The following is a 19377-nucleotide window of genomic DNA, read 5'->3' on the forward strand; positions in this document are numbered from 1 at the left end:
TCGCCGGCAAGCCGGCTCCTACATGAGGGCGGCGTCAAGTCAGGGATTGCTGCAGGTGGGCCATGCTCGCCCCAATCGCCTGCTGGATATCCGCCAGCCCGTGCACGCTCTCGGCAAAGGGTTCGAAGGACAGGTAGCCGCTGTAGCCATTGCTGCGCAGGGTATCGATCTGCGCCGCATTGCCAAGGATGTCCGCCTCGCCCACCAGCACCCGATGGCCGTCGCGAATGCGGTTGAGCGGCGCCTGGCGATCCTCGACCCCGGAGATGTGCACCAGCCCGGTCAGCTCGGGGAAGAACTCATGCTCGCCGGCCAGGTGGTGGTGGAAGGTGTCGTGCACCAGGCGCAACACATCCAGGCCGCCGATGGCGCGGATCGCCTCCACCGCCGTGCGCTTGTGGCGCAGCGCGCATTCCTCAAAGCCCAGGGGCTCGATCAACCCCAGCAGGCCGTGCTCCCGCAGGATCGGCGCCAGTTCGCTCAGGGCCGTGCGCAACGCGCTGCTGCGCTGGGCCTCGCCGCGCGGGTCGGCAGGGTCATTGAGCGGGCACAGCACCAGCCCCTCGGCGCCGCAGTCACGGGCATAGGCGGCCAGTTTCAGGGCCTGCCGGCGACGCTCGTCGTTCCACACATCGAAGGGGTACAGGGCGTTGATCGACAACACCTTGAGCCCCTGGGCCGCGCACAACTGGCGGACCCGTTCGGGCGGCGTGCCGTCCTCGATTTCCACGCCCGCAAGGTCATTGCGGATCTCAATGGCATCGACCTTCAGCGTGCGCGCCAGGTCGATGAACTGCGGCAGTGACAAACCCGGTGCAACCATACGATTCAGGGCGAAACGCAGGGGCTGGCTCATTCTTCTTGTTCTCCCAAATCCATCCCGTCGAGGCAGTTACTTGGCGGTCGGCATGCTGAATTCCGGGCCCTTGGCGATGCTCTCGGGCCAGCGCTGCATCACGCTCTTGTAGCGGCTGTAGAAACGCAGGCCTTCCTCGCCGTAGGCATGGTGATCGCCGAACAGCGAACGCTTCCAGCCACCGAAGGAATGCCAGGCCATGGGCACCGGAATCGGCACGTTGATGCCCACCATGCCCACCTTGATGCTGCGGGCAAAGGCCCGGGCCACGCCGCCGTCGCGGGTGAAGCAGGACACGCCGTTGCCGAATTCATGGGCGTTGATCAGCGCCACCGCGCTGGCAAAGTCGGGCACCCGCACAATGCCCAGCACCGGCCCGAAGATTTCCTGCTGGTAGATGCTCATCTCGGGAGTGACCTGGTCGAACAGGGTGGCGCCGACAAAAAAGCCCTGCTCCGCCCCCGGCACCTTGAAGCCGCGTCCGTCCACCAGCAGCTGTGCGCCCTGGGCCACGCCCTGGTCGATGAAACCTTCAACCCGGGCCTTGTGCTCGGCGGTCACCAGCGGCCCCATGTCGCTGTCGCCCTGCAAGCCGTTGCCGACCTTGAGCTGGTCGATGCGCGGCAGCAGCCTGGCGATCAATTCGTCGGCCACCTCGCCCACCGCCACGGCGATGGAGATGGCCATGCAGCGCTCGCCGGCCGAGCCGTAGGCCGCGCCGATCAGCGCGTCGGCGGCCTGCTCCAGGTCGGCGTCAGGCATCACGATCATGTGGTTCTTGGCCCCACCCAGGGCCTGCACGCGTTTGCCTCGGGCGCTGGCCTGCTGGTGGATGTACTCGGCAATCGGCGTCGAACCGACAAAGGAAATCGCCTCGATGTCCGGGTGCTGGAGCAAGCCGTCCACCGCGCTCTTGTCGCCCTGGACCACGTTGAACACCCCTTCGGGCAAGCCGGCTTCGGTCAACAGGCGCGCCAGCAGCAGGCTGGCGGACGGGTCGCGCTCGGACGGCTTGAGGATGAAGCAGTTACCGGCGATCAGGGCGAGGGGGATCATCCACAGCGGCACCATCACCGGGAAGTTGAACGGCGTCACCCCGGCGCACACACCCAGGGGCTGGCGCAGGTTCCAGTTGTCGATGCCGCCGCCGATGTTGTCGCTGAAATCGGTTTTCAGCAGGCTCGGCGCGCCACAGGCGTACTCGACGATCTCGATGCCGCGGGTCACTTCGCCCATGGCGTCGGCCAGCACCTTGCCGTGCTCGCGGGTGATGATCTGCGCCAGCTCCTGGTGGTGCCGATCCAGCAGTTCCTTGAACTTGAACATCACCCGCGCACGGCGCAGGGAGGACTGTTCGGACCAGGCCGGGAACGCCTTCAGCGCCGACGCCACCGCCGCGTCCACGGTCTGCTGGGCGGCCAGCGCCACGCGGGCCTGGACCGCGCCCGTGGCCGGGTTGAACACCGGGCTGAAACGCTCGCCGGCGTCCTGCACCTGGCCGTCGATGTAATGGCCGATTACCGGGGTGTCGCTCATTGTTCTTGTTCTCCGTGATGGGTTCGGTCGAGGCTCAAGGTTCGAGCGGCTTACAGATCCAGCAGCCAGCTGTGCTGCGGGTCGTTATGGAACTGCCAGACCCGCTTGGGCCCGGCCATGACGTTCAGGTAATAGGACTCGTAGCCGTAAGGCACGCTGACCGGGTGATAGCCCTTGGGCACCACCACCAGATCGTTGTTTTCCACGGCCATGGCCTGGTCAATGCTGCGGTCGTCGGTGTAGACCCGCTGGAACACGAAGCCCTGGGGCGGGTTGACCTGGTGGTAATAGGTCTCTTCCAGAAAGCTCTGGTGCGGCAGGTCATCGGTGTCGTGCTTGTGCGGCGGGTAGCTGGAGGAATGCCCGGACGGTGTGCGCACCTCCACCACCAGCAGGGAATGGGCCGGCTCGCTGTCGGGCAGGATGTCGCACACATAGCGGGTATTGGCGCCCTTGCCGCGCACGCTGCGCTTGCACTGCTCAGGGCGAATCAGCCGCGGGCCGGGGCTGCCCTCAAGGGCGCCCGGGGCGGCGCAGACCGCGATCTGCACGTCGCTCAAGGCACTGACCCGGGCCTGGCTGCCCGGCGGCAGGTAGACGGCAAAGGGCGACTTGTCCTCGAACACCGATTGCCGGTCGCCCAGGTTGGACCACTGGAAGGCGCCCTGGGGCGACTCGCCCTGCACGTCGATGCGGCCGCTGAGCAGCACCAGGCACAGCTCCTGGTCTCCGGCCCTGAGCGGCAGGCTGTCCCCCAGGCTCAGGCGGTAGGCACTGAACCCCACGTACGCCAGGGCGCCCTCCGGCAGCTGGACCAGGGTCCGGCCCTGGGTCGCGCTTTTAACCAGCAGATTCATTGGCCTGTCCTCGTAGATGGCACTGCGGCGTCCAGCAGCGCCCGCAGGGTGTCATAGCCTTTTTTCGCGTAGACGTAGCTCGGCGCCACGGCCGGGTCCTGCTCGGCTTCCACCACCAGCCAGCCTTGGTAGCCCGCCTGCAGCAGCACGTCGAGCAAGGCGGCGAAGTCGATGTCGCCATCGCCGGGCACGGTGAAGGTGCCGTTGACGATGCAGTCCGGAAAGCTCCACAGGTTGTTGCGCGCCAGTTGCACCACCGGCTTGCGCACGTCCTTGAAATGCACGTGGCAGACCCGGCGCACATGTTTGCGCAGCACCTCCAGGGGCTCGCCGCCGCCCATGTAGCAATGGCCCGAATCGAACAGCAGGCCGACTTCCTCGCCGCTCAGGCGCATCAGCTGGTCGATGTCCGCCGGCGATTCGACATAGGCGCCCATGTGGTGGTGATAAGCCAGGCGCACGCCCTGGGACAGGGTGAAACGCGCCAGCGTCGTGAGTTTGTCGGCGTAGTCCTGCCAGGCCTGGGCGCTGTGGAAGCGCGGGCGCTCGACCAGACGCACCGGCGAGCCCTGGATCGAGTCGGCCACTTCGCCGTAGACCAGCACCGAGGCGCCGTTGTGCTTGAGCAGCTCGACGTGGCCGGCGATGGCGTCGATTTCCTCGGCCGCCGAGCGCCGGGCCAGGCGCCCGGAATACCAGCCCGACACCAGCGCCAGATCATAGGGGCGCAACACCGCGGCCACGCCCTGGGCGTCCTTGGGGAATTTGCCGTTGAGTTCAAAGCCTTGGTAACCGATGTCGCGGCCTTCGCTGAGGGCGGTGCTCAGGGGCGTTTCACCGCCCAGGGCCGGCAGGTCGTCGTTGCTCCAGGAGATCGGGTTGATGCCAATTCGGATCGCGGGCATGGCTGCACCTTTTGTTGTTGTTCATGAAAGCGTGGAGAACGGCCTCGCACTCGTAGGAGCTGGCTTGCCAGCGAAGGCTCCGGCGAGCCTGGCACCAGGCTCAAGACCCTCTTCGCCGGCAAGCCGGCTGCTAAAGTGAGCGGGCGCTGCGCCAGGCGTTGATCAGTTGTTCGAAGGTGCCCTGCACTTGGTGGATCAGGGTGGCGTCGTCGATCTCCCCCGCCAGCCACGCACGGCTGGGCTCCTGGAAGATCGTGCGGCCCACGGCAAAACCGCGGCAGGTGCGGCTGTCGGCGGCTTGGCGAAAGCCCTCGGCGAGGGCTTCGGCCGAGGCATTCAGGCCCAGCAGCACCACGCCATGGCAATACGGGTCGCGTTCCTGGATCAGCTCGTCGAGCTTTTTCCATTCTTCGGCCGACTGCGCCTCGATCTTCCACCACGCGGGGTAGATGCCCAGGTTGTACAGGCGCTTGAGGCTGCGGTAGAGCACCTCGGGATGGGCGCCGGGCAGGTCCTTGGGCGGGATGATTTCCAGCAGCAGTTCATGCCCGCTGACCTGGGACGCCTGGTACAGCCCACGGATCTGCGCTTCCTGCTCCAGGCGCAGCAGGGGTTCGTCGTCCGGGTGAAATTGCACCAGGCACTTGATGATCTGCTCCTGGGGCCAGGCGATCAGGTTGCTGCCCACCGAGCGCCCGTGCTCGAAGGCCAGGGGCCGCGAGCCCTGGACTTCCACCGGCCGTGCCACCCACCAGCCGCGCCCGGTGGCGGCGTTCAGCGCCTCCTGGCCGAAACGCTGGTCGGCCAGCAGGCCGACATCGGCCTCGATGCCCCGGCGCCGCAGCTCGGCTTCGACCCGTTGCACCGCCTCTATGAAGAGCTGCTTGAGCTGAGCGATGGCCTTGAGCTCGCGACCGCTGTGCTGCGCCAGTTCCACCAGTTGTCCACGGTGGTCGAAGGCGAAGACGAACAATTGCTTCCAGGCCTTGCGCGGCACGCTGACCTGATGCAGGCGTTGCAGGATCGGATCCTGGTCGGGACGGGTAATCGGCACCGGGCTGCTGAACAGGTAGTCCAGTTCGGCCCGGGTCGGCATCGCCGGGGCGCAGGCATGGCGCGACACCACCAGGCCGCCGCAGGCGTTGGCCAACTGGCAGCAGCGCTCATCGCTGGCCTCTTCCAGCCAGCCACTGAGGAAGCCGGACATGAAGGCATCGCCGGCGCCCAACACGTTGAGCACCTCCACCCGCACACCGGGATAGATCGCCCCGTCCTCCAGGCGCGGCGGAATCTCGCCGTGGATCACCGTGCAGCCTTGCGGGCCGAGCTTGACCACCAGGGTCGCGGCGCTCAGGGAGCGCACGGTGCGCAGGGCCGTCAGCAGGTCGTCGCTGCCACCGGCAATCAGGAACTCCTCCTCGGTGCCGACGATCAGGTCGAAACGCCCCAGGATGCCCTGCACATGCTGGCTGACCTGCTGGTCGGCAACGAACCGGGTCTCGCCGTCGGCCTTGCCCGCCAGGCCCCAGAGCACCGGCCGGTAGTCGATGTCCAGGACCCGCCGGACCCCGTGCTTCTCGGCGTAGTCCAGGGCCTGGAGGCTGGCCCGGTAGACGCCGTCGGTGGAGAAATGGGTGCCGGTGATCAGCAGGGCCTTGCTGGAGGCAATGAAGGTTTCGTCGATGTCGGCGGCGCACAGCGCCATGTCCGCGCAGTTCTCGCGGTAGAACACCAGGGGGAAGGTTTCGCGGTCCTTGAGGCCCAGCAGGACCAGGGCGGTGAGGCGCTGCGGATCGACCTTGACCGCGCTGACGTCGCAGCCTTCGCGCGCCAGCGACTCCAGCAGGAAGCGCCCCATGTGATCGTCGCCGACCCGGCTCAGCATCGCCGACTTGAGGCCCAGGCGCGCGGTGCCGAAGGCGATGTTCGCCGACGAGCCGCCCAGGTACTTGGCAAAGCTGCTGACGTCCTCCAGCCGCGCCCCGACCTGCTGCGCATAAAGGTCGACGCCCAGGCGTCCGAGGCAGATCAGATCCAATTGACGCCCACTGGCAAAACGAGTCTGGCCCATGCTGGCTCCTGTTATTTTTATCAGCCTGCGCTCGCCGCCGTGACCGGTCGGCGAGCACTCTTGGTGGATGCAGACTAAAACGTCTCCGGGCCTCAATCAATATTTTTTCTATATATTTTTTACATGGAATATATTTTCCATTAAACTTTTTCAAGCCTGAGCCAGACGCCCTGCATCGTTTCAGCAAAGCCCCGGCCGGCACCGGCCCGAAGATTTTATGGGGCCCTACCCTGTAGACTGCCGGCTGCCCACCTATTGTCAGGGGACGGCTCTCCAGCCTGCCCATCAGTACACGCCAGAAGGATTTTCTATGTCCCGCACCGATCAGCCGGCCCTGGCCGAGAGCACGCCCGAGAGCGACCTCGTCAGCCCCCCGATCAATGCCGAGCGCCTGCTGCAACTGATCACCGAGGAATACGAGAGCCTGCCCCGCCAGCTCAAGCGCATTGCCAGCTACATGAGCCAGCAGAGCGACCGGATCATGGTCGACCGCATCAGCGACATTGCCCGGGAGTGCGAGGTCCATCCTTCGGCCATCGTGCGCTTTTCCCAGCGTTTCGGTTTCAGCGGTTTCAGTGAAATGCAGGCGCTGTTTCGCGAGGCCTACACCCACAAGGCCACGCCGGTGCAGAACTACCAGCAGCGCATCCGCAGCATGATCGCCAACAAGTCGCAGAAGGCCAGCGGCGGCGATCTGGCCCGGGAGTGCGTCAACGCCACGCTCTCGGGAATCGAGCGCCTGGGCCTGGAGCTGGACGACGCGGCCTTCGAGCAGGCGGTGGAGCTGGTGGTCAATGCCGACAACATCTACGTGGTGGGGGTACGCCGCTCCTTCGCCGTGGCCGACTACCTGGTGTACAACCTGCAGCACACCAACAAGCGCATCCACCTGGTGTCGGGCCTGGGCGGCAGCTACCGCGAGCAGATGCGCAGCATCCGTCCCAACGACCTGGTGATCGCCATCAGCTTCACCCCCTACGCCAAGGAAACCCAGCACTGCCTGCGCATTGCCCAGCACAACCAGGCCCAGACCCTGATCATCACCGACAGCACCCTGTCACCCCTGGCCAAGCGCGCCAACAGCGTGCTGCTGGTCAACGAAGGCAGCTCCTTCGCCTTCCGCTCGCTGAGCGCCACCCTGTGCCTGTGCCAGGCGCTGTTCATCGCCGTGGCCTATCGCCTGGAACTGAAGATGGACGAGATTCACGAACAGGGCGGCTTCGACGACTAGCCCGAAGCCGGCCCATGGCTATGGGCTTGCAGGGCATCGGGCACGCCCCGGCGTTGCAGGCCGCCCTGCTCGACCCAGCCCAGGGTCTGGCGGTATGCCCGCTGCAGCAGCGCCTCGGTCTGGTTGAAGTCGAACACCGATACCCCCAGCGGGCACAGGGGGTCGACCACATGGATCGCCACCCGCGGCGCATAGAGTTCGATGTCGCGCACCAGCTGGCGCATGCTCAACAGGTTCAAGGTGTGCAGGGCCAGGGCCAGCATCCCCGCCGGCGGCGCCGGGCAGGCGCAACCGAAACCGGTGGGCAGGACAATCACCCGAGTGGCCCCCAGGCCCACCGCAGCGGCAATCGGCGTATTGCTCGCGACCCCGCCATCCACCAGCAGCTTGTCGCCGATGCGCACCCAGGGAAACACCAGGGGAATCGCCGCGCTGGCCAGCAGCGCCTGCTCGGTGTCGCCACTGGAGAGCACTTCCTGGGCCCCCGTCAGCAGGTTGGTGGTGACGATATGCAACGCCAGCCGGCTGTCTTCGATACGCGCGACCGGCAACGCCCGACGCACCAGCCGAGACAGGGCCGTGGACGGCAGCAGGCAGCCGCGATGGCGTAGCAGGCCCACCAGGCTGTCGAACCAGGAAAACGGAAACACGTCGCCCGTGCGCAAGCCGCGCCAGAAGTCCGCCAGCTCGGCCACGCCCCGGGCATCGGGCCGCGCGGCGAAGTAGGCGCCATTGATGGCGCCCACCGAGGCCCCCACCACCAGATCGAACTCCAGCCCCAGCTCCACCAGGGCTTGCAGCATGCCGACCTGGACCGCCCCGAGGCTGCCGCCCCCGGAAAGCACCAGCGCGGTTCTGTCCTGACCCATGACCGACCTCCCGCGCCGTTGTCGACGCCCTAGAAGCTCAGCATAGTCGCCCGCCAACCACCGGCAGCAACCGCCCCAGCGGCCCTACTCGTAGATCTTGCCGCAGTACAGGAACACCGCGAAACGCCGCCAGGGCGAGGCCTGCGCCAACCCCTGGGTGGCGCCCATGCCGGTGGCTTCGGCCCAGGCCTGGGCGCCATCGAGAAAGTCCTCGATGGAATGATTCTGCCAACTGTCGCGGTGCTGCAGCTGACGGCGGTCGTCAAGCAGCGTCTGGACGAAGTCGAGGAAGCTCTGCTCGTCATTCACCTGCTGCAAGCGTTGTTCAAGGTCCATGGCCTGCTCCGTTGATTCAGGACAGCGCCTGCAAAGCCAGGCCCTTGCGCAGCAGCTCCTTGCGCAGGATCGGCCGGGCCAGGCAATGCACGCCGTCCTGGGCGCTGCACTCTAGCAGCCGCTCAAGCTTGCGGGCACTGCCCGGGCTGCCGGTCAGCAGGTAGCTTTTGCCTTCGCTGAGGCTGATCAGGTTCAGCAGCCAGTCATCGCCCCACTGCCCCAGCACCTGCTCGATCAGGTGGCGCTGGCGCGCCAGCAGGCCCTCGCCCTGCCACAGCGTCAGTTGGGCAAAGCGCCGCGGCAGGTTGCTGGACGCTTCGAGCACCTTCAAATCCTTGAGCAGGGCCTGGGGCAACTGCGCTTCGATCTGCTGCTGGCATTGCTGGAAATACGCTTCGGGCCACTGGGGCCCCAGGCCGGCATGGGCAGCCAGGGCGGCATAGGCCTGGCGGTCGGCCGCAGTACAGCTGCCGCCGCTGAAGTTCAGGGTGTTGTCGAGGATGCCCGCCGCCAGCAATTGCGCGCTGTCGCGGCTGATCCGCGGCAGCAGGCCGGCGTCGCGCCAGCGCTCATAGACCTGGGTGCAGGCGGCGCCGATCGGGCGGATATCCGCGTATTTGCCCAGGCGCTCGTCCCAGAACGCCTCGAACCCCGGGTGATGGTCGATGACCTCCACCACCCGCGCGAGGTCCACCAGCGGGTCCAGGTGCAGGTGGTTGGAAATGTCCACCAGCACGAACTGGTCGGCGCCCTCGGGGACGTGGCTGTCCAGGCCCTTGAGGCGGTCTCTGAAGCCTTGGGGAATGCTCTCGTTGAGCGGCGCGCTGCTCAGGGCCCGGGCCGGGCGCCCGCTGAGATTGAGCAGTTCGGCGTAGGCGATGCAACCGGCGTAGGCGTCGATATCCAGATAGGCCGCGCCGGCGGTGACAATGATCATGACGTCCGTGTAATCCACAAAGGCCCGAGGCCGGGGCGCCGAGGGTGCCCGAGCCACATGACAGGCAGATGACAGCCCAGGCTCAGCGTGCTTGCGCTTGCCGCGCCGCGGCCACCAGCAGCGCCGCCAGCCGCGATCCGCTGAAACGGATCTGCGCCAGGCTCAGGGCCGCGTAGCCGATGATCACCGCCGCCGGCCGGCGCGCCACCTGACAGTGCTCGGCCAGCCCCTGCAGCAGCAGGCCCTGCTCGGCGGCGCGCTGGCGAAAGCGCGTCTCGTCGCTGCCCGGTGGCAGCTCCAGGAGCAGGTGCAGCCCGGCCTGCTGGCCGCTGATGCGGTAGCAGCCCGGCGCCTCCCGAGCGAGGATCGCCAGCAGCAGGTCGCGGCGTTCCTGATAGGCCTGACGCGCCGCCCGCAGGTTACGCAGGAAGGCGCCGCTGGCGATGTAGTCGGCCAGGGCCATCTGCTCGATCACCCCGACCGAGCGCCCGGTGCTCTGCAAGGTCGCCAACAAGCGCGGGCGCAGGCTGTCGGGCAGCAGCATGAAGCCCACCCGCAAGCCGGCGAACAGGGTCTTGTTGAAGCTGCCGCAATAGATCACCCGGTCGTCCCGGTCCAGCGACTTGAGGGCCGCCAGCGGCGCGCTCTGGTAGTTGAACTCGCTGTCGTAGTCATCCTCCACCACCCAGGCCTGGCTATGCCGCGCCCATTCCAGCAGGGCCAGGCGCCGCGACACCGGCAGGGTCATGCCCAGGGGCGCCTGGTGAGCCGGGGTCACGTAGACCAGGCGTGCATCGCGATGCTCTTGCAGGCGCGCGGTGTCGATGCCCTCCTCCTGCAGCGGGATCGGCACCAGGCGCGCCCCGGCCAGGGCAAACAGATCCTTGGCCGAGAGGTAGCCGGGGTCTTCCAGGCACACCTTGTCACCCGGGCGCAGCAGGCTGCGGGCCAGCAGGTCGAGGCCATGGCGGATGCCGGTGGTGATCATCACCTGCCCGGCATGGCAGGCGATGCCCCGGTGCTGCCCCAGGTACTCGGCGATCTGCTGGCGCAGCGCCGGCAGCCCGCCGGGGTCGGCGTCGCACAGCGACTGCGCCGAGGCACTGCCCAGGGCCCGGGTCAGGGAACGGGTCCAGTGCGGCAGGGGAAACAGCGCCGGGTCGGCCAGCCGCGCAACAAAGGGCTGGCCGGCACGCACGCCCAGCGGCGGGTACGGCGGTTCAAGGTCACCGGCGGCGGGCGCGGCAACCGCCGCCGGGGCGCTCAGGTAAAGATCCGGCACCACCGCGCAGACCCGGGTCCCGGAACCGCTGGCGCGGCTCACGTAGCCTTCGCTGCGCAGGCGATCGAAAACCACTTCCAGGGTGCCCCGGGACAGGCCCCAGCGCTGGGCCAGGGTGCGCGTGGAGGGCAAGCGGCAGCCGGCCGGCAGGCGTTTTTCCAGGATCGCCTGGCGTAACGCGGCGTAGGCACTGTCCTGCTTGCCCTGAGCGCCCTCCATGGGCAGCGGCAGGTCGAGGGGCACGGGGTGTTTTCCACGGCTCATAGTGGTCCAGTCGAATGGGCTCTAAACGGTGCTCGGCATTAAACCATAAAGACCTTAATTTCAGCGCCGTACCCACTTGCCCCGAGCCCGCCATGCCCCTGCTTGCCGACGCCCCGCCCCGCTCCATTGCTGTTGCACGCCCCCTCGCCCCCTGGCTCTGGACCCTGTTGCTGCTGGTGGTGGTCTGCCTGCCGCGGATCAGCATCGACCTGTACCTGCCGGCGCTGCCGGCCATGGCCGACCAACTGCGGGCCAGCGATGCGCAACTGCAACTGACCCTGAGCCTGTACATGCTCGGCTATGCCCTGTCGATGCTGCTGGGCGGGCCGCTGTGCGACCGCTATGGCCGGCGCCCGGTGCTGCTGGCGGGCACCGCGCTGTTCCTGCTGGCCAGCCTGGCCTGCATGCTCGCCGCCAGCGTCGAGGTGCTGATGGTCGCCCGCCTGCTGCAAGCGTTGGGCGGTTGCTGCGGCACCCTGATCGGCCGGGTCATGGTCCGCGACCGCTGCGCCCCCGAAGAGCAGCCGCGCCTGCTCGGGCTGCTGTCCATGGGCATTGCCCTGTCGCCGATGCTGGCGCCGCCGCTGGGCAGCCTGATCGACCACCTGCTGGGCTGGCGCGGGCTGTTCCTGTGCCTGAGCCTGGTGGCCGCGGCGGCCTGGCTGCTGATGTACAAACGGCTTGCCGAAACCCGCCCGGCGCAGCTCGCCCCGGTGCCTGGCAAACACCTGCCGCGCCTGTACCTGCGCCTGCTGGGCGAGCGCTATTTCATGCGCTATTCCCTGGCCATCGGCTGCCTGTACTGCACCTATTTCCCTTTCATCCTGCAATCGTCGGCACTGTTGCAGCGCCAGCTGGGGCTGTCGCCCACGGCCTACGCCCTGGTATTCGCCGCCACCGTGGCCGGCTACCTGCTGGGTTCGCGGCTGTTCCAGCGCCTGGGCGCGCGCCACGGCGCCGACCGTCTGATAGCCCGGGCCTGCCTGTTGAACCTGGCGGGCGCCGGCCTGTTGCTGTTCGCTCGCAGCCTGTGGCCCGACAGCCTGTGGGCGATCGTCCTGCCGATGCTGCCGCTGATGTTCTCGGTGGGCCTGGCGATACCCGCCTGCCAGCTGGCGATCCTGCAACCCTATGCGGCGGTGGCGGGCACCGCTTCGGGGCTGTTCTTCTTTATCCAGATGGCCCTGACCGCCGGCTGCGGTTTGCTTGCCAGCCTGCTGGCGAACCACCCGGCCGGCTCGCTGCAGGCCCTGACCGGCCTGTCCAGCCTCGCCCTGGGCCTGGTCTGGTGGTGCCTGCGACCACGGCAGCCCTAGCACCTGTGGTAACGCGACGCGCAACCTGCCGGTCGCCGATTACCTGCCTGGCTGTAGCCGCTGCTGAGCCCGCGAAGCTGCGCAAAGGTCCGCAGGACCTTGCTTGACGATCTCCAGCCAAACTCGCAGCGGCCTCAAGAGCGCTGCGGCCCTTCGTGCCGTTCGCAGCCTGCGGCAGCGGCTACACACCCTCCCGATCGGCATTGGCCTGTAGCCGCTGCTGAGCCCGCGAAGCTGCGCAAAGGTCCGCAGGACCTTGCTTGACGATCTCCAGCCAAACTCGCAGCGGCCTCAAGGGCACCGCGGCCCTTCGTGCCGTTCGCAGCCTGCGGCAGCGGCTACACTCCCCCCCCGATCGGCATTGGCCTGTAGCCGCTGCTGAGCCCGCGAAGCTGCGCAAAGGTCCGCAGGACCTTGCCTGACGATCGCCCGCCAAACTCGCAGCGGCCTCAAGAGCACCGCGGCCCTTCGACGGAGTGCCGCCCAGCCCGTTCGCAGCCTGCGGCAGCGGCTACACCCCCCCGATCGGCATTGGCCCGTAGCCGCTGCTGAGCCATGACAAGGAGCTGGGCAAGGCCGATTCAATGCCGCTACATTAGCCGCGCCGTTCCCATCCGTTGTGCCGTTCAAGACAAGGAAATACGCGATGAAACTCATTGGAATGCTCGATTCACCCTATGTGCGCCGCGTCGCCATCAGCCTCAAGAGCCTGGGCCTGCCCTTCGAGCATCACTCGATCTCGGTGTTCAGCACCTTCGAGCAGTTCAAGGCCATCAACCCGGTGGTCAAGGCGCCAAGCCTGGTCTGCGACGGGGGTGAAGTGCTGATGGATTCGAGCCTGATCCTCGACTACCTGGAAACCCTGGCCGGCCCGAAACGAAGCCTGATGCCCGCGACCCAGCCGGAGCGTTTGCATGAGTTGCGCCTGATCGGCCTGGCCCTGGCGGCCTGTGAGAAGTCGGTGCAGATCGTCTACGAACGAAAGCTGCGTCCGGCGGAGAAACAACACGGCCCCTGGCTGGAGCGGATCGGCGGCCAATTGCAGGCCGCCTATGCCGAGTTGGAGCACGAGTTGCAGAAACAGCCCCTGCCCCGGGATGGAACCCTGAGCCAGGCCGGCATCAGCCTGGCGGTGGCCTGGAGTTTCAGCCAGATGATGCTGGCGGACCAGTTCGGTCCCGAGCAATTCCCGGCGGTGCGCAGTTTTGCCGAATACGCCGAACAGCTGCCGGTGTTCCTCGACACCCCCGCCACCTGACCCACACAGCGCCATCACCGTAGCCGGCTTGCTGGTGAAGAGCCCCCTGAGCCGTGCAGCGCTCCTGGAAACGCTTTCGCTGGCAAGCCAGCTCCTACGCAAGTCCAACAGACCCTGCCGACCGTAGGAGCCGGCTTGCCGGCGAAGAGGCCCGCGAGCCGTGCAGCGCTCCTGAAACGCTTTCGCTGGCAAGCCAGCTCCTACGCAAGTCCAACAGACCCTGCCGACCGTAGGAGCCGGCTTGCCGGCGAAGAAGCCCGCGAGCCGTGCAGCGCTCTTGGAAACGCTTTCGCTGGCAAGCCAGCTCCTACGCAAGTCCAACAGATCCTCGTGGGGATCTGTCAGGCCGGTTCGGGCTGTTTTTTCACCGGGGCGGTGGCGAAACGCCGGGCCAGGAACGGGGTGATGTCCAGCGGCAGGGTTTCGTCGTTCACCAGTTTGTCCAGCAGCACGCCGGTGATCGCCGACGTCAGGATGCCGGTGCGGAAGTGCCCGCAGGCATTGAGGTAACCCTCGACCCCGTCCATCGGCCCAAGAATCGGCAGTTCATCCGGCGAGCCCGGGCGCAGGCCGGCCCAGCAGCGCTTGAGGTTGACCTGGGCCAGCTCGGGAATGCAGCGCACCGCCCCCTGCACCAGACCGTTGATTTCCGGGTAGGTGGTGCTGACGTCGAAGCCCTTGTCCTCGGTGGTGCTGCCAATCAGGATCTCGCCGTTGTCCTTCTGCGCCATGTAGCAGTCGCTGGTGGTCAGGCAGCCATTGAGCAGCTTGGGCATGCGCTCGGTGAGGAGGATCTGGCCCTTCACCGGCTTCACCGGAATCTCCACCCCGGTGGCCTGCAGGCTCAGCTCGGCGGCCCAGGCACCGGCGGCGTTGATCAGGGTCGAGCAATGGAACAGCCCGGCCTCGGCGGTCTGCACCCCGCTGACCCGGTTGCCGTGGTGCAGGACGCCGGTGACGTTGGTGTTGAAGTACACATCCACGCCGTTCTGCCGTGCACCTTCGGTGTAGGCATCGGTCAGGCGGAACGGGTTGACCTGGTGATCGCAGAGGAACTCCAGGGCGCCCTGGGCTTCGTGGCTGACATTGGGTTCCGCAGCGCGCAGGGCCGCCTGGTCGAGCCAGCGCACCTGATCGGACAGGTGCGGGATGCAACCGACAATGTGTTCGGCGTACAGCCGGTCTTCATCGTCATAGATGACGAACTTGAGCCCGGTCTGTTCGAACTTGAAGTCCATGCCGTGCAGGCCGATCAGCTCGCGGTGCAGGCGCGGGTAGATCTCGTTGGACTGCAGGGCGAAGTCGAAGAACGACTGCGGCAGGATATGCGGGGTGCTGGAATCCACCACCACCGCCGAGCCCTGGGCCTCGCGTTTGCGGTTGGCCGACATCATGCGAAAGAAGATCACCCCGCAGCCCAGGCCCACCGACTCGCCGATGGCCCACAGGCCGCCGGCCGAGGCACGACTGGCGTTGCCCGGACGCTTGGCGTCGATCAGCGCCACCTTGAGGTTCTTGCGCTTGGACAGCTGGTAGGCGCAGGACGCCCCAATCACGCCGCCACCGGCGATCACCACGTCGTAGTACTTACTCATGTTCGGGGACCTCCTGGTCGGGTGCGGCAAAGGCGGAAAACGGAATCGGGTCCAGCGGGAAGCGCGGGCGAATCCAGCCCACGTCCTTGCGTCCGGTGGCCTGGCGCAGGCGGTCGCTGCAGTAGCCGACGCACATCCGCCCCTGGCAGTCGCCCATGCTCACGCGAGTGCGCATTTTCAGGCTGGCCATGTCCTGTACCCCCTGGGCCAGGGCACGCTCGATATCGTTGCGGGTGGTGTGCTCGCAACGGCAGATCACCGTGTCGCCCTTGGGCAGTTCTATCTGCCCGGTGCCACGCGCGGTATAGCGGTCCACCGCACCGCGAAAGCGCAGGATCGAGGCCAGTTTGCGCTCGTAGCCCTGGCGCCGCTGCAGGGCCGCTTCGTTATCCAGGACATTGCGCTGCATGAGGATCGACAGCGCGGCGATGCGACCGCTGAGCATGGCCGCTTCACCGCCGCGGATCCCGCCCATGTCGCCCGCCAGATGAATGTGCGGCTCGCTGCTCTGCTGCCAGGCATTGGCGTGGGCCCGCAGGTAGCCGTCGTCGCTGAAGCCGTGGTCCAGGCCCATCTGCTGGCTCAGCTGGGTGCGTGGGATGAAGCCGTAGCCCACCGCCAGGGTCTGGGCCGCGATGCGCTGGGCCTTGGACAGGTCCGGCTGCCAATCGGCGGAATAAGGGGCAACCGTGACCACGCTCAGGGCGTCCTGCCCCTGGGCCTCCACCACGCCCCAGCCATAGCGCAGGCTGATGCCGTGGAGCTTGAGGTAGGCCAGCATGCTCAGGCCGTCGAGGAACAGTTGCGGCTTGTTCAGCATGGCCAGGCTCTGCTTGGCGATCTTGCTCAAGGCACTGGCCTCGTAGACCCCGGCCACCCGCACGCCCGAGGCATGCAGCTGGCAGGCCACCAGTGGCAGCAGCGGCCCGGTGCCGGCGATCACCACCGGCCCCTGCGGCTTGACCACCCCGCTCTTGATCTGCAATTGCAGGCCGCCCAGCAACTTGACCCCCGGCAGGGTCCAGCCGGGAAACGGCACGCTGCGCTCATGGCAACCGGCGGCCAGGAGCAGTTGCGAGTAGTCCACCTGCTGCACCTGCTCTTCGGCGTCCAGCAGCATCAGGCTGTTATGGCCTTCGGCGCCGATCACCCGGCTGTTGAGGCGCACCTCGATCATTTGTTCGTGGTCGGAAAAATCACCGTGCAGCTTGGCCAGCATTTCGCAGTAGCGCGGCCCCAGGTAATCCAGTTGCACGCCATCGCGTAGCGGCCCGCGATAGACCACCCCGCCCAGGCGCGAGGCCTCTTCGATCAGGGTGCTGCGCACCCCGTGCTCGGCCAGTTCGATGGCCGCTGCCATGCCCGCCGGCCCGCCGCCGACGATCACCGGGTTCAGGCTCATAGGCTGGGCTCCGTTTCAGTGATGCGGTTGCTCAGGGTCTGCACCTGCATCCCCGGCTTGACCAGGGTCTGGCAGGCGCGGCGCTTGTGGCGGCCGTCGATCTGCACCAGGCAGCAATGGCACACGCCCATGCCGCAGTAGGCACCGACCAACTGCCCGTGATCGTTGCGCGCCACCTGGCGCAGACCGGTGGCCTGGATCACGCTGAGGACTGTTTCACCCAGGGCGGCAGTGACCGGCTGGCCATTGAGACTGATGGTCATGTCCGCATGCTGCAGCGGCTGAATATCAAAGTTGCGGTCTATCTGACGCATTGCGGTTCATCCGTGAGAAGTGAGTGGAGTTGCCGGCATCCTGCCGCTCAGAGTCCTGGCGCGAGGACGTGGCAACACCGCGGTTCCGATAACGCTGTCAGAACCGAGCGCGGGCCAATCTAGTACTTTTGTCCGACAGGAATATTGATCTGGGCCAAGCAAACTGCCGCAGCGCCCCAACACGTCGCGCCTGCGCTTGCGCGGTGGGGCCCGGGGCACAAAAAAGCCGCTGCCGGTACAAGCCGGCAGCGGCGCGTGAACAACGGGTCACCCCGCGTCGCGGGGGGCGCTTAGTGCATGAAGAGGGCGATCAGAATGATCACCGGGATCGGTACACCGAGAAACCACAACAGTAATGAGCGCATGACGAGTCTCCTGGATCAGTGAACGGGGGTGGGAGCCACGGTGCGCGGTTGCACAGGGCTTTCAAGCCAGAGCACCGCATCCCGGCGCCGGCCGCCGAAGGTGGCGGCCAGACTGGCGAAGAACGCCCCACATAGCAGGGCAACGAACATCCACAACGACGACCAGGCGGCTATCCTGGCGGCGCTGTCGGCGGCTTCCCGGGCCGCCTGCTTGGCTTCATGCAGCGCCTGCTGGGTCTTGGCGAACACCTCGTCCACCCGGCGCTCGGCCTCGGCCCGCGTCAGGTTGGTGCGCTGGGCCACCAGTTGCGCCAGGTAGCTGCGGTCGTCGGATGACAACTGGCCATCGTTGCTCAAGGTGCGCACGAAGATCCGCGACACCGTGCCCCGGGCCGCATCCTCAGTGACCGCCACCGGGCGATCGTCACGCAACAGGCTGTCGACGAAATAGCCGTACTCGTCCGGGGAACCCTGGGCAGCGGCATGGCCGGCCACCTGGGTGGCGGCACCGGCGGCCGCGGAAGCAACCTGGGCCCCGGCCTGCACGCCACCGCCAATGACGCTGGTGACCGAGCCCACCACCAGGGTCGCGGTGACCAGGGTCGCCACCGCCCAGGCCAGGAAGCCGTGGGCGGTGTCACGGAAATACACTTCATCGCCATGCAGGTTGGCCCACTTCACCCGCAGGCGTCCGGCGATATAGCCGCCCAACCCGGCGGCGAGAATCTGCGTCAGGGCCAGCCAGACAATGCTGGAAATGCCCAAGCCCTTGGCACTGATGCCGTTGCCGGCCCAGGGCGAAACCGCGGAGAAGCCCAGGCCGAAGCCCAGCAGCAAGAGGATCAGGGACAAGGCCGCGGCCGCCGCCGCGCCGGCGAAGATCGCCGCCCAGGACACGCCCGAGTGATGACTCGAAGCGTCCTCGGTGGCCAGCAGGTGTTCAGAGGGTCTGTTCATTGTTGTTCTGCTCCAGGCAGGAAAGAGGCTGTTACACGTCACGAAGGCACAGAAAGGACAGGTGCAGTCAGCGTGCCAGCAGCAGGAGTCTTATAAACACATGTATTTCAATAACTTGCGATTAGTCATCGGGCCTGGATCGTGCAATTTGCCGCTCCGGGGGTTTTATGGCGGGCGTTCTGCACGGCGTGCGCCTCAGCCGCGCTTGCTCAGGTAGAACACCCGGCCGCGGCTGTAGCACCAGTGCACCAGCAGCCCAAGGCCCCATAGCGCCAGCAGCAGGTTGGCCGCCAGGGTCAATTGCGCGATGCCCTGCCCCCACAGGATAAAGAGCGGCAATGCCAGCCAGGCTGAACGGCGAAAACCCAGCAGGCGCATGATGCCCGGCACGATCACCGCCATCAGGGCAATGACCAGCACGTCCAGGCCGCGATACCCCAGCATCCAGCGCGCATAACGGGGATCGGCGGCATAGGCCTCCAGGTAGCCCGGCAGGCGCAACGCCAGGTCCACGGCCAGACTCAACAGCAGGCTAGCCACCAACAGCCACAGCAGCCCTTTGAAACGTGATGCGTATTTCATTGCATGACACCTTGATACGAAGAAGCTCAATCGGGGCTTCAATGCCGCTTGTAGCTTTTATTGCCACTGGGGGTCAGGCAATAGACCCCGCCCCGTGGCCCGGTGCAGAAACTACCGCTGCCGCAGGTGCAACCCTGGGTATCACGCAGCAGTGGCTCGGCACGAGGGGTGGAGGAACGCTGGCCGAACATCAGCGCGCAGTTTTTCTTCGAGGCGCTGATGGAGCCGTCATTGCACAGGAACAGCTCGCCATCGCAGCGGGCGATGCCGCCTTTCTTTCCAGAACAGGGCTGATTGGCCGCCTGCGCCACCGCGCTGCACAGCAGCATCAGGCACACCGCGAAAAAGGGCTTCCAGCCGCCCCGGGTCAGGGCTCTCATGGTGACGCCTCCTGGCAAAAAGTGGCCGGATAATATCAACCTTCAGCGCCCCTGACCCGTAGGA

Annotated in this window: 18 protein-coding genes; 3 read left to right on the plus strand and 15 right to left on the minus strand. The window is 66.7% G+C overall.

Annotation, left to right across the window (positions count from 1 at the left end):
* Nucleotides 1-34 precede the first annotated feature (34 nt).
* From L1O02_RS17880 to iolC, 5 genes are all read right to left on the minus strand, one after another.
* Nucleotides 35-856, minus strand: a complete 822-nt coding sequence (locus L1O02_RS17880; protein WP_235758426.1) for a TIM barrel protein — start codon at nucleotides 854-856, stop codon at nucleotides 35-37.
* Between the two features lie 36 nt (nucleotides 857-892).
* A complete protein-coding gene (locus L1O02_RS17885; RefSeq protein WP_060838898.1) occupies nucleotides 893-2392 on the minus strand; it encodes a CoA-acylating methylmalonate-semialdehyde dehydrogenase in 1500 nt (499 codons plus the stop codon).
* Between the two features lie 50 nt (nucleotides 2393-2442).
* Nucleotides 2443-3249, minus strand: coding sequence for a 5-deoxy-glucuronate isomerase (iolB, locus tag L1O02_RS17890; protein ID WP_060838897.1), 807 nt, complete (start codon nucleotides 3247-3249; stop codon nucleotides 2443-2445).
* On the minus strand, nucleotides 3246-4154 hold the full coding sequence (gene iolE / locus L1O02_RS17895) for a myo-inosose-2 dehydratase (RefSeq protein ID WP_060843337.1): 909 nt from the start codon (nucleotides 4152-4154) through the stop codon (nucleotides 3246-3248). Before iolE ends, iolB begins: the two co-directional genes overlap by 4 nt.
* A 130-nt stretch (nucleotides 4155-4284) precedes the next feature.
* Entirely contained in the window at nucleotides 4285-6225 is a 1941-nt protein-coding gene (iolC, locus tag L1O02_RS17900; protein WP_235758428.1) for a 5-dehydro-2-deoxygluconokinase, read from the minus strand.
* Nucleotides 6226-6535: 310 nt separating this feature from the next.
* Between iolC and L1O02_RS17905 the strand changes: the two genes are divergently transcribed.
* Nucleotides 6536-7456 (plus strand): MurR/RpiR family transcriptional regulator, encoded by a 921-nt coding sequence (locus tag L1O02_RS17905; protein WP_060838894.1) that lies wholly within the window; start codon nucleotides 6536-6538, stop codon nucleotides 7454-7456.
* Here L1O02_RS17905 and L1O02_RS17910 read toward each other — a convergent pair.
* From L1O02_RS17910 to L1O02_RS17925, 4 genes are all read right to left on the minus strand, one after another.
* Nucleotides 7453-8325 (minus strand): patatin-like phospholipase family protein, encoded by an 873-nt coding sequence (locus tag L1O02_RS17910; protein WP_235758430.1) that lies wholly within the window; start codon nucleotides 8323-8325, stop codon nucleotides 7453-7455. The two genes, L1O02_RS17905 and L1O02_RS17910, sit on opposite strands and share 4 nt — an antisense overlap.
* Before the next feature lie 84 nt (nucleotides 8326-8409).
* Entirely contained in the window at nucleotides 8410-8661 is a 252-nt protein-coding gene (locus tag L1O02_RS17915) for a hypothetical protein (RefSeq protein WP_060838892.1), read from the minus strand.
* Nucleotides 8662-8677: 16 nt separating this feature from the next.
* On the minus strand, nucleotides 8678-9598 hold the full coding sequence (locus tag L1O02_RS17920) for a DHH family phosphoesterase (protein WP_108543150.1): 921 nt from the start codon (nucleotides 9596-9598) through the stop codon (nucleotides 8678-8680).
* An 82-nt stretch (nucleotides 9599-9680) separates the two neighbouring features.
* On the minus strand, nucleotides 9681-11144 hold the full coding sequence (locus tag L1O02_RS17925; protein ID WP_235758432.1) for a PLP-dependent aminotransferase family protein: 1464 nt from the start codon (nucleotides 11142-11144) through the stop codon (nucleotides 9681-9683).
* Nucleotides 11145-11236: 92 nt separating this feature from the next.
* On the opposite strand from L1O02_RS17925, the gene L1O02_RS17930 reads away from it, so the two are divergent.
* A complete protein-coding gene (locus L1O02_RS17930; protein ID WP_235758434.1) occupies nucleotides 11237-12460 on the plus strand; it encodes a multidrug effflux MFS transporter in 1224 nt (407 codons plus the stop codon).
* Between the two features lie 646 nt (nucleotides 12461-13106).
* A complete protein-coding gene (locus tag L1O02_RS17935) occupies nucleotides 13107-13718 on the plus strand; it encodes a glutathione S-transferase (RefSeq protein ID WP_108543144.1) in 612 nt (203 codons plus the stop codon).
* Between the two features lie 341 nt (nucleotides 13719-14059).
* Here L1O02_RS17935 and hcnC read toward each other — a convergent pair whose 3' ends face one another.
* The 6 genes from hcnC to L1O02_RS17965 form a co-directional block, all read right to left on the minus strand.
* Nucleotides 14060-15313 (minus strand): cyanide-forming glycine dehydrogenase subunit HcnC, encoded by a 1254-nt coding sequence (gene hcnC, locus L1O02_RS17940; RefSeq protein ID WP_060838887.1) that lies wholly within the window; start codon nucleotides 15311-15313, stop codon nucleotides 14060-14062.
* Nucleotides 15306-16715: a cyanide-forming glycine dehydrogenase subunit HcnB gene (gene hcnB, locus L1O02_RS17945; protein WP_060838886.1), complete on the minus strand. Its 1410-nt coding sequence runs from the start codon at nucleotides 16713-16715 to the stop codon at nucleotides 15306-15308. Before hcnB ends, hcnC begins: the two co-directional genes overlap by 8 nt.
* Complete coding sequence (hcnA, locus tag L1O02_RS17950; RefSeq protein WP_047303914.1) at nucleotides 16712-17029, minus strand: cyanide-forming glycine dehydrogenase subunit HcnA; 318 nt, start codon at nucleotides 17027-17029, stop codon at nucleotides 16712-16714. Before hcnA ends, hcnB begins: the two co-directional genes overlap by 4 nt.
* Before the next feature lie 380 nt (nucleotides 17030-17409).
* Complete coding sequence (locus L1O02_RS17955; protein WP_060838885.1) at nucleotides 17410-18351, minus strand: hypothetical protein; 942 nt, start codon at nucleotides 18349-18351, stop codon at nucleotides 17410-17412.
* A gap of 195 nt (nucleotides 18352-18546) precedes the next feature.
* The gene (locus tag L1O02_RS17960; RefSeq protein ID WP_060838884.1) at nucleotides 18547-18933 is read right to left on the minus strand and encodes a hypothetical protein; all 387 of its coding nucleotides are present in this window, start codon (nucleotides 18931-18933) and stop codon (nucleotides 18547-18549) included.
* A gap of 38 nt (nucleotides 18934-18971) precedes the next feature.
* Nucleotides 18972-19313 (minus strand): hypothetical protein, encoded by a 342-nt coding sequence (locus tag L1O02_RS17965; RefSeq protein WP_108543142.1) that lies wholly within the window; start codon nucleotides 19311-19313, stop codon nucleotides 18972-18974.
* Nucleotides 19314-19377 lie beyond the last annotated feature (64 nt).

The sequence above is a fragment of the Pseudomonas sp. BC42 genome, assembly GCF_021560055.1.
GTDB lineage: Bacteria > Pseudomonadota > Gammaproteobacteria > Pseudomonadales > Pseudomonadaceae > Aquipseudomonas.